Source organism: Stenotrophomonas sp. P5_B8 (assembly GCF_054049855.1).
Genome location: NZ_JBFULO010000114.1, coordinates 1 through 10,721, shown reverse-complemented (window position 1 = coordinate 10,721; position 10,721 = coordinate 1). Strand labels below are relative to the sequence as shown.

Annotated in this window: 8 protein-coding genes and 1 pseudogene; 6 read left to right on the top strand and 3 right to left on the bottom strand. The window is 66.1% G+C overall.

Going from position 1 to position 10,721, the window contains the following annotated elements:
- On the bottom strand, positions 1 to 1,741 hold a 1,741-nt coding region (locus ACXJKH_RS08670; protein ID WP_457319117.1), incomplete at its 3' end, for an EAL domain-containing protein.
- A 299-nt stretch (positions 1,742 to 2,040) separates the two neighbouring features.
- Between ACXJKH_RS08670 and ACXJKH_RS08665 the strand changes: the two genes are divergently transcribed.
- Positions 2,041 to 2,511 (top strand): hypothetical protein, encoded by a 471-nt coding sequence (locus ACXJKH_RS08665; RefSeq protein ID WP_457319116.1) that lies wholly within the window; start codon positions 2,041 to 2,043, stop codon positions 2,509 to 2,511.
- A 21-nt stretch (positions 2,512 to 2,532) separates the two neighbouring features.
- Here the strand turns inward: ACXJKH_RS08665 and ACXJKH_RS08660 are convergent, their stop codons facing one another.
- Positions 2,533 to 2,889, bottom strand: a complete 357-nt coding sequence (locus ACXJKH_RS08660; protein WP_457319115.1) for a bleomycin resistance protein — start codon at positions 2,887 to 2,889, stop codon at positions 2,533 to 2,535.
- A 142-nt stretch (positions 2,890 to 3,031) separates the two neighbouring features.
- On the opposite strand from ACXJKH_RS08660, the gene ACXJKH_RS08655 reads away from it, so the two are divergent.
- Complete coding sequence (locus ACXJKH_RS08655; protein ID WP_457319114.1) at positions 3,032 to 4,045, top strand: sensor histidine kinase; 1,014 nt, start codon at positions 3,032 to 3,034, stop codon at positions 4,043 to 4,045.
- Positions 4,042 to 4,416 (top strand): response regulator, encoded by a 375-nt coding sequence (locus tag ACXJKH_RS08650; RefSeq protein ID WP_457319113.1) that lies wholly within the window; start codon positions 4,042 to 4,044, stop codon positions 4,414 to 4,416. The genes ACXJKH_RS08655 and ACXJKH_RS08650 overlap by 4 nt, the downstream gene beginning before the upstream one ends.
- Before the next feature lie 119 nt (positions 4,417 to 4,535).
- Here ACXJKH_RS08650 and ACXJKH_RS08645 read toward each other — a convergent pair.
- Positions 4,536 to 4,838, bottom strand: a pseudogene (locus ACXJKH_RS08645) (MFS transporter); the annotation flags it as partial.
- A 479-nt stretch (positions 4,839 to 5,317) separates the two neighbouring features.
- Here ACXJKH_RS08645 and glgA point away from each other — a divergent pair.
- From glgA to treZ, 3 genes are all read left to right on the top strand, one after another.
- A complete protein-coding gene (gene glgA / locus ACXJKH_RS08640) occupies positions 5,318 to 6,811 on the top strand; it encodes a glycogen synthase GlgA (RefSeq protein ID WP_457319118.1) in 1,494 nt (497 codons plus the stop codon).
- Positions 6,812 to 6,837: 26 nt separating this feature from the next.
- Positions 6,838 to 9,048 (top strand): 1,4-alpha-glucan branching protein GlgB, encoded by a 2,211-nt coding sequence (glgB, locus tag ACXJKH_RS08635; protein ID WP_457319112.1) that lies wholly within the window; start codon positions 6,838 to 6,840, stop codon positions 9,046 to 9,048.
- On the top strand, positions 9,045 to 10,721 hold a 1,677-nt coding region (treZ, locus tag ACXJKH_RS08630), incomplete at its 3' end, for a malto-oligosyltrehalose trehalohydrolase (RefSeq protein WP_457319111.1). The genes glgB and treZ, both read left to right, overlap by 4 nt.

Here is a 10,721-nt window from a genome sequence, read left to right as displayed (position 1 = left end):
GATGAAGTTCATCCCAGGTAACCTGCAGCGACTGACCGACACGCGCGAACAACGCTGCAATCGTTGACGCGGGCGAAGGCGTGGCCAGCAGGTAACCCTGGACTTGATCCAGGCCGATATCGGCCAGCACGTCGAGCTGGTCCTGGTGTTCCACGCCCTCGGCCACGGTGAGGTAGCCAAGCTCGTGGGCCAGATGGTGGATCGCCGAGACCTTGGCTCTTGCGCGTGGGTCCGTGCCGATGCCGTCGATCAGCGACTTGTCCAGTTTGAGGGTGCGGATGGGCAGGTCGGACAGGTAGCTGAAGTTGCTGTAGCCACTGCCGAAGTCATCGATGGCGATCCGGATGCCCGCCTGCGCCATGGCGCAGATCTGCGCGACCGCAGGGGAGTCGGGGCCGAGCCACTCGCCCTCGGTGATCTCGAATTCAACCATCGAAAACGGGATGGCGCGCCGCGCCAACTTCGCGCTGATGACCTCCCAGGCGGTGGTGCTGGTGAGATAGCTGCTGGGCAGGTTGATGGACAGGGGAACGTCCACGCCCTGGGCCCGCCACGCCAGCAGCTGGTCCAGGGCCGCATCCAGCACCCAGTCGGTGACCAGTGCCATCAGGGCGGTCTGTTCGAAGACCGGGATGAACTCGAGCGGGCTGATGGGGCCGAGCACCGGGTGGGTCCATCGGATCAGCGCCTCGGCAGAGACCGGGGTGCGCGTTGGGGCGTCGAAACGTGGCTGATAGGCCAGATGGAACTCGCCGTTGGCGATGCCGCGCTCGGCATCCGACGCCAGGCGGTAGGCGCGGTGCACCGTCTGGTCCCGCGCTGCCGAGTACCAGCACAACGTTTGACCCGCGTCGAACGCATCGTGCAGGCCCACCAGGAGTTTCCGAAGCAGTTCGTGGCTGCCTTCGCCGCCTTCGACCGCGCAGATCCCTGCGTGGAAGCGCGGCGACATGGGCACGGCGGCGGCCATCAGCGGACGCAGCATCCGGCCCCTTAGTTCCATGACCAGGCTTTCCACCTGGTCTGGGGTGGGCATGTCCACCAGGAAGGCGAAGCGCGTGACCCCCACGTGGTAGACCGTAGCGATGCCGCCCAATGCGGTGCGCAGGCGAACGCCGGCGCGCCGGATCAGCGCTTCCAGCGGTTGCAGCCCAAGTACCTGGCCCACTTGGCTGGCGCGGGGGATGTCGAGCACGTCGATGGCCACGGCGTAGCGCCTGCCGGTGGCGCTGCGGGCGACAATGCCGGGGAAATCGGCGTGGAGCTGGTGGCGGCTGGGGAGGCCACTGACCGGATCGAGCCGGCCGGACAGGTTGCGCAGCTCCAGCTGCCCCATCACCAGCTGGGCCAGGCTCGACAGCTGCTCGCGGTCGCTGTCCAGGAACTCGCGGGGCATGCTGTCCATGATGCAGAGGGCGCCGATGGCCACCCCGTTCCTGGCGACCAGCGGGGCACCTGCATAGAAGCGCAGGTGCGGAGCGCTGGCGACCAGGGGGTTGTCCTGGAAGCGCGGGTCGGCCGCCAGGTCGGTGACCACGAACACCCCGTTGGCGGTGATGGCGTGGGCACAGATGGAGGCGCGGATGCACGTCGCCGCCACCGGCAGCCCGATCCGGGAGACAAAGCGCTGTTCCACATCGCCCAGGATCGAGACAAAGGCAACCGGGACATCGAAGGCGTAGCTGGCAAGACGGGTGATGTGGTCCAGCGAGGGGAGCGCGGCAACATCGGCGATCTGCATGGACCCAAGAACGGCCTTTCTTTCATCTTCCTGGGTGACTGGGGGACTCATTGCGCGTCGGTCGTGGGGTGGGCTCTGGCTATCTACGTGCGGGAGGCCCATTTGGATTCATGCTTCGGCGCAGGCAAATGAATAATTCAATGACACATTCAACCTGCGTTTCATCGGCGCGCGATGACTGTCGGAATGTTGACGGGATGCGTCAGAATGTTGACCGGCCGGGGCGCAATCTGACGTCCTGCGGCCGAACCGGTGCCTGATACGCATGGCCCGGCAAAAAACCCAAGGAGTGTGTGCGCGTGAGGAAACTCGACAGGATCTACCACGATGGGCAGGCCTGGAATTTCTCCAGGTATTTTGATTACATCGATACAGTGGCGAGTGGGATGCCCGCGTCGCTGCGAGCTTTCGCCAGCGACATCGATAGCTACACTCTTGGCGGAAACAAGACGCTGCACGATGCAAGGATGCTGTCTCTCCTTGTGTCCAAGCAGTACAAGGCCAGATTCTCCAATGGAGAGACGCTGATCGCGCTGAGCCTTATTGATCAGATGTTCGAGGGCACGACAACGCTACGCTATGGTGGCGTATCCAGTTTCCAGCTGTGCGAGCCCGCCCTGGAAGACAATGGGCATGCCGATCTTCTTCTGCACGAGTTCTCGATTGTCCGCCCCGGCGTTTACCGGCACCACATCATTCTGGACCACGATGGCGAACTGCAGATTGAGTTCGCGCGCTTTTCCCATGAATGGACGCCGCTGCCCACTTAGTGCAGCGGCGTGCCGGGTGACTTACTTGTCCTGCGTAGCAAACCGCAGCCGGTTATGGTCCGGGTCCACCACCAGCATTTCCCGTCCGCCCCACGGCACATCCGCCGGCGCGCGGAACACCGCCGCGCCGGCGGCCACGAACGCGCGATGCAGTGCGTCCACGTCGGGCACTTGGAAGTAGACCGCGCCACCGGGCTCGCAATCGCCGGCATGTTCGGTCAGAAACAGCAGTTGGCCCTCGCGGCTGATCTGCACGAACAGTGGCATGCCCGGTTCGAAACGGTGCTCCCAGTCAATGGCAAAGCCCATGCGCTGGTAGAACGGCACGCTGACCGTGGCATCGGTCATGCGCAGTTGGGGGATGACGGTCTGTTGCATGGGGAGCTCCGGTGCCGGTGTGACGGGCCAGATTCTAGCGCCGTCGCGTCGGGGTTGACGGGGCGGCGGCGCGGCATCCACTCATGATCCGGCGTTCACGCTGCCAGAACTATCGTCTGCCTCTGCCCCAGGATCTACAGACGTGCCAGCCCAGAAGGAACAAGACGCCGCCCGATGGCGCATCTACGAGGCCCTGCTTCAGGCCACCCCGGACCTTCTGTACGTGTTCGATGCCCAGCACCGTTTCATCTACGCCAACGACGCCCTGCTGACGATGTGGGGCATGCGCTGGGAAGATGCCACGGGCAGAACCTGCCTTGAGCTGGGGTATGAGCCGTGGCACGCGGCGATGCACGACGAGGAAATAGACCGGGTGGTCGCCACTGGCCAGCCCATCCGGGGCGAAGTGCCGTTCCCGCACCAGACCAAGGGCACGCGCATCTACGAATACATCTTCACCCCCGTATTCGGGCTGGATGGAAAGGTGGAAGCCATTGCCGGCAGCACCCGCGATGTTACCGAGCGCAAGGAACATGAGCAGCACCTGGAACTGCTGATCAACGAGCTCAACCACCGGGTGAAGAATTCGCTGGTGATGGTGCAGTCGCTGACCCGCCAGTCGTTCAACAACGCCGTCAGCCTGGAGGACGCGCACGAGAAGATCGATTCGCGCCTGCTGGCACTGTCCACCGCGCATGACACCCTGACACGCGAGAACTGGCAAAGTGCCGACATCCTGGAGTTGGCGCGCGATGTCTCAGCGTTGTGCGAGCCCGATGCGAGCGGCCGCTTCGTGCTGGAAGGGCGGTCATGCCGGGTCGACCCGCGCCGCGCACTGGCGCTGTCGATGGCGCTGCACGAGTTGTGCACCAACGCGGTCAAATATGGCGCGCTCTCCTCGCCGCAGGGGAAGGTGCGCATCGCCTGGGTACGCAGCGTGGATGCCGATGGCGGGGATCTGCTTGAACTTGTGTGGCAGGAGAGTGGCGGACCGCCGGTGTCCCCGCCGGCGCGCAAGGGCTTCGGCTCCCGCCTGCTCGAGCGTGGATTGAAGCGCGATCTGGATGGCGACGTCGAACTGGCCTTCGACCCGGCCGGCGTGGCGTTCCGCGTGTCGATGCCGCTACCGGCTACCGTGGCGGAGGTGACCCTGTGACCGCGCGCGTGCTGGTCGTCGAAGACGAATCGCTGGTGGCGATGGTGCTCGAGGACTGCCTGGAGGCGCTGGGCTACGAAGTGGCCGCGTCGGTGGCCAATGTGGATGCCGCGCTCGAGGTGGTGAGGGCCGGGGGTGTGGACCTGGCCGTGCTGGACGTCAATCTGGCGGGCAGCGCGTCCTACCCGGTGGCCGAGGCGCTGGATGCCCAGGGCGTGCCGTATATTTTCATTACCGGCTACGGGCAGGCCGCGATCGCAGAGAAGTTCCGCCATCGTTACGGTCTGCAGAAGCCGTTCCGCATGCGCGATCTGCAGGGCGCCCTGGCGACGATGCAGCCGAACGCCGGACAGCAGCCTGACGCGATGTAGGGTCGTGTCCATGTCTGCATAAGCCGACCGCGATCAGCGTGCGTCGCCCGGCTCGTCGCGCGTGCGGGCCAGCGCCAGCGACACGAGCACCCCCGTCCCGGTCGAGTAGCCCACCAGCGGCCAGGCATCGTCGTTCCTTCCGGGCGCTCGGCGTAGACGTCGCGCACGGTGGCGAAGGTGGCAACCAATGCCGCCGACGCGCCCAGTGCCTGGAAGACACGGAACATGAGGAACATGCCGGGGCCATTGGACGCGGCAAGAGCGAGGGAGGCAATGACGAACATCGTGCCGCCGCCCATCGCTATCGGGCGCCGACCAATGCGGTCTGCCAGCGCGCCAAACAGCAGTTGACCTGCGCCGAGCAGGACCATGCACAGGCTGAGCGTGAGTTGCACGACGTGAGGGGTGGTGCCCGGCAGAGCGCCGCAACAACAGCCGGTTGTCGCGGCTTACTCGTCGTAGGTCTTGCTGTTTCCCATGGGCTCTGGGCGTCCTGCGCGTCGAAATCAGCGCTGGACTCCAGCAATTGACGACTTGTGGCGTTCGCGGCGGGCACGATGAAGAAGGAATTCTTAATGATTTATTCTTCCCCATGAGGCAGCTGCAACTAGGTAGCTTGATAAGCACATGCGTTTTTAGCATGTGGGTTCACGCAACTGTCGTGCCAGGTTCACGGGGCATTGATTGAGCCGGGGTGTAGATTCAATTCACGCCCCAAGTAATGGCTGGGGTTCCCCCATCTTCGTAGTGCGCTCCTGACGATTGCTTGCGCCGGCCATTCCGGTTCGAGGTGGAGTCTGCTGCGTCGTGTTTCTCTGCCAGCGAGTCCCCCATGCCTACGCGCCTTCTTCCCCTTGCGTCTTCCGCTGCCAGCGCAGAAGCCGTATCCCAGAGTGATGTCATCCGCGTGCGACGACATAGGCAAGCCGCGATGCCGGTTGGCCTGTCAGGTTTCTCCAATCTTGCGACAGACACGGTGCGCCGCGTGCTGTTCGTGGTGTCGGAGATGGCCGATTTCGTGAAGGCCGGCGGACTCGGCGATGTGGCCGCAGCATTGCCACGCGCCCTGCGCGACCGCGCCGACATGCGCGTGCTGATTCCCGGCTACAGCGAGGTGCTTGCGCGCACCGGGCCCATCGAGGTGGTGGGGCAGACCGAAGCGCATGCGGCGTTGCCGGCGTGCGTGATCGCACAGACGGTGCTCGAGGATGGCTTGCCTGTGTATGTGCTGATCTGCCCGGAGCTGTACGAACGGGAAGGATCGCCGTACGTGGACAACGCCGGCCAACCCTGGGCGGACAACGCCATTCGTTTTGCCACGTTGTCACGTGCGGCGGCGATGATCGCCTCGGGCGAGGTGGGCATGGAATGGCAGCCGGACCTGCTGCATCTGAATGATTGGCCGTGCGCGCTGGCAGCGGCCTACGTACGTTGGTCGGGCAGCACGGCGTCGTGCCTGCTGACCATCCACAACCTGGCCTACCAGGGTTTGTTCCCGAGCGCGCTGGCGGCCGATCTGGGCATCGACGAGGTGCAGCGCGTGGCGCTGGAATTCCATGGGCAGTTGTCGTTCCTGCGCGGCGGCATCGTGCACGCCGACCAGGTCAACACGGTGAGCATCAGTTACGCGGCGCAGATCACCGCCCCGGCCGAGGGCTGCGGGCTGGACCGGTTGCTGTCGCGGCGCGCGGCGCTGGGTCACCTGAGCGGGATCGTCAACGGCATCGACGCCAGCTGGGACCCGAGCACCGACCGCCACCTGCCGGCGCACTTCGACGTGCGCAGCTTTGAAGGCCGCGACCATAACGCCCGCCACGTGCGCCGCGCCTTCGGGTTGCCGGAAAGCCGCGGGCCGTTGTTTGCGGTGGTGTCGCGACTGGTGCACCAGAAGGGCCTCGACCTGACCTGCGATGTGGCGCCGCAGATCGTGGCGGCCGGCGGCCAGCTGGTGATCATCGGCGGCGGCGAGCCGGAGATCGAGGAGCAGGTGCGCGCATTGGCGCGGCGCTTCCCGGGCAGCGTGTCGGCCTACATCGGCTTCGATGAAACCCTGGCCCGGCGCATGTTTGCCGGCGCCGATTTCCTGCTGATGCCCTCACGGTTCGAGCCGTGCGGGTTGAGCCAGATGTATGCACAGCGCTTTGGTTGCCTGCCCATCGCGCACGCCACCGGCGGGCTGATCGATACGGTGGACGACGGCGTGACCGGCTTCCTGTTCAACGGGCCGGAGGCGGACATGTTGCGCCGCTGCGTGCAGCGTGCCTTCCGCACCTTCCGCCAGCCGCGGCTGATGGCCGCAATGCGGCGCGCGGCGATGCTGCGCCCCAGCGGCTGGGAGGTTGCCGGCACGCATTACATCGACCTGTACCAGCGCACCGCCGAGGCGCGCGCATGACGGTGTCGTGCGAGGTGCAGGCCCCGATGCCGCAAGGTTCGGAGGGTGTACCGACGTCCTCGTCGGTTGACGAGCCCTTGTCGCCTGGTCTGGCCGCGCTGGCGGCGGGACAGCCGGGCGATCCGTTCGCGCTGCTGGGCCCGCACCAGGACGCGCAGGGCCGTTGGCGGCTGCGCGTGCTGTTTCCCGGTGCGCTGGCCGTGCAACGGCGCGACGCGGGCGGGCGCTGGCAGCCGATGGCGGCGCTGGGCGAAGGCCTGTTCGAATCCGCATGCGAAAGCGCTGCGGTGGCCTTGCTGCGGGTGGACTGGGGTACATCGACGCAGGAGATCGAAGATGTCTTCGGTTTTGGGCCGCAGCTGGATGCGGCACTGCTGGCGGGCATCCCCGCTGGCGACCCGCACAGCATCCGTACCGGCCTGGGCGCGCAACGTGCCACCGACCAGGGCGTACACGGCGTGCGCTTTACGGTGTGGGCGCCGAACGCGCGTCGGGTAGCGGTGGTGGGCGAGTTCAACAGCTGGGACGGCCGACGCCATCCGATGCGGTTCCGCCATGAAGCCGGCGTCTGGGAAATCTTCGTGCCGCGCGTGGTCGCCGGTGCACGCTACAAGTTCGAAATCATCGCTGCCGATGGCTCGCACCTCACCGACAAGGCCGATCCGATGGCGCGGCAGTGCGAGCCGCTGCCGGGCACCGCCTCGGTGGTGGGCGCCGATGCGGAGCATGCCTGGCAGGACCGGGACTGGATGAACGCGCGCGCGGCCAACGCGGACGGTGCGATCTCCATCTATGAATTCCACGCCGGTTCCTGGCGACGCGGCCCGGACGGCAGCGTGCTTGATTGGGACCAGTTGGCCGATGCGCTGATTCCGTATATCCAGCAGCTTGGCTTCAGCTACGTCGAGCTGCTGCCGGTAAGCGAGCATCCGTTTGGCGGCTCCTGGGGCTATCAACCGTTGGGGCTGTATGCGCCGACCGCGCGGCATGGTGACCCGGAAGGGTTCGCGCGTTTCGTGGACCGCTGCCACCAGCAGGGCCTGGGCGTGATCGTGGACTGGGTGGGCGCGCATTTCCCGTCCGATGCGCACGGCATGCAGCGCTTCGACGGCACTGGCCTCTACGAACACGAAGATCCGCGCGAGGGCCTGCACCCGGACTGGGACACGTTGATCTATAACTACGGGCGCAGCGAGGTGTCCGGGTTCCTGATCGGCAGTGCACTGGAGTGGATCGACCGCTTCCATATCGATGGGCTGCGCGTGGATGCGGTGGCCTCGATGCTGTATCGCRACTACAGCCGCGCCGACGGGCAGTGGATTCCAAACGCGCACGGTGGCCGCGAGAACCTGGAAGCGATCGACTTCCTGCGTGCGCTCAATACCGCCATCGCCACGACTTATCCGGGCGTGGTGGTGATCGCCGAGGAGTCCACCGCGTGGCCGGGCGTGACCGCGCCGGCCGCCGAGGGCGGGCTGGGGTTCTCGCACAAATGGAACATGGGCTGGATGCACGACACACTCAGCTATCTGCAGCGCGACCCGATCCATCGCTCGCACCACCACAGCGAGATGACCTTCAGCGCGATGTACGCCTTCTCCGAGCAGTTCGTGTTGCCGCTGTCGCATGACGAAGTGGTGCACGGCAAGGGCTCGTTGCTGGGCAAGATGCCCGGCGACCGCTGGCAGCAGTTGGCCAACCTGCGCGCCTATTACGGCTTCATGTGGGCCCACCCGGGCAGCAAACTGCTGTTCATGGGCGGCGAGTTCGCCCAGGCCACCGAGTGGAACCACGATGCCGAGCTGGACTGGGCGCTGGCCGCGCAACCCGAACACGCCGGGGTGGCGCGCCTGATCGGCGACCTCAACCGGCTGCTGCGTGATATTCCTGCACTGCGGCATGGCAACCGCACCGAGGACGGCTTCGAGTGGAGCGTGGGCGACGATCACGTCAACAGCGTGCTGGCCTTCATCCGCCACGACGTGCAAGGCCATGGCGGTGCGTTGCTGGCGGTGAGCAATTTCACCCCGGTGGCGCGACATGGATACCGCGTGGGAGTGCCGCGTGCCGGTCGTTGGCGTGAGGTATTCAACAGCGACAGCCACTTCTACGGTGGCAGCGACGCGGGCAATCGTGGACAGGTGGACGCCCGGCCCATTGCCATGCACGGCCACGCGCAATCCATCGAGCTGACCTTGCCGCCTTTGTCCACGGTCTACCTTCAGGTGATGGAGTGACGCCTGCGCGGCGGCAACTGGGCGCGCAGCGGCAGGCGGAAGGTGGGTACTGCTTCCGGCTGTGGGCGCCGGCAGCGCACCGCGTGGAACTGCTGCTGGAGGGCGAGGTAATGGCCATGGTTTCGGAAGAAGACGGGTGCCATGCCGTCGTCTGCGACGCCGCGCCCGGTGCGCGCTATCGCTTCCGGATCGATGGTGCGCTCAGCGTGCCCGATCCGGCCTCGCGCTGGCAGCCGGAGGGCCTCAAGGGCGCCAGCGCCATCCCCGATGAAGACGCCTACGTCTGGCAGACCACCGGCGGGGCAGGGCGGCCGTGGTCCGAAGCGGTGCTTTACGAAGTGCACCTGGGCGCGGTGGGCGGCTATTCGGCGCTTCAGGCTGAGCTTCCGGCGTTGGCGGCGATGGGCATCACCGCGCTGCAGTTGATGCCGCTGGCCACGTTCCCCGGGTCGCGCAACTGGGGTTATGACGGCGTGCTGCCATACGCCCCGGCCTCGGTGTATGGCACGCCCGACGAGCTGAAGGCGCTGGTCGATGCCGCCCACGGATTGGGGTTGATGGTGCTGCTGGACGTGGTGTTCAATCACTTCGGTCCGGAAGGCAACCAGCTGGCCAGCTACGCGCCGCAGTTTTTCCGCGAGGATGTTCGCACGCCGTGGGGCGCGGCCATCGATTTCCGCCAGCCGTGGGTGCAGCGCTACTTCATCGACAACGCGCTGATGTGGCTGCGCGAATACCGCTTCGACGGCCTTCGCCTGGATGCGGTACACGCGATCCATCCGCAGACGTTCCTGGTGACGCTGCGCGAGGCCATCCACGCCGATGGCCCGGCGCATGCGGTGGACCTGGTGGTGGAGAACGAAAACAATGCCGCCTCATTGCTGGGCGAGGGCTATACCGCGCAGTGGAACGACGATTTCCACAATGCGTTGCACGTGCTGTTGACCGGCGAGACCGAGAGCTACTACGCCGACTATGCCAGCGCACCGGGGGCACGATTTGCCCGGGTGCTGTCCGAAGGGTTTGCCTGGCAGGGCGAAGTGAACCGGCATGGCAACCGCCGCGGCGAACCCAGCGCAGGGTTGTCGCCGGATCATTTCGTGGTGTTCGCGCAGAACCATGACCAGATCGGCAACCGCGCCTTCGGCGATCGCTTGCAGGGTTCGGTGGCCCCGGCACGCTTGCGGATCGCGCACGCGCTGACCGCGTTGACCCCGATGGTGCCGCTGTTCTTCATGGGCGAGCCGTGGGGCGCGCGCGAGCCGTTCCTGTTCTTCACCGATTTCGAGCCACCACTGGATGAGGCCGTGCGCCAGGGGCGGCGAACCGAGTTCAGCCAGCTCAAGGCATTCACCGAGCCCGCATCGCGCGAGGCGATTCCCGATCCGAACGCGCTGGAGACGTTCCTGGCCTCGCGTTGTCCGATGCCGTCGCCGGACGCGCTTGCGCACAACCCCTGGCTGGCCGACTTCAAGGCGTCCCTGGCGTTGCGGCACCGGTATCTGGCCGAGGGCGCGGCGCAGGCGCGCAGCCTGGGGGCCACGGTACTGGCCGATCAAGCCATCGCCGCGGGATGGGCACTGCCCGGCGGCGAGTGGTGGCTGGCCTTCAACCTTGGCGGCACGGCGGTGGCCGCCACCTTGCCGGCCGGACAAACCGTGCTGCAGCTGGGT

Bases quoted from the DNA above. Each gene is read 5' to 3' on its own strand.
- ACXJKH_RS08660 (WP_457319115.1), bottom strand. From the start codon at position 2,889: ATGCAACAGACCGTCATCCCCCAACTGCGCATGACCGATGCCACGGTC.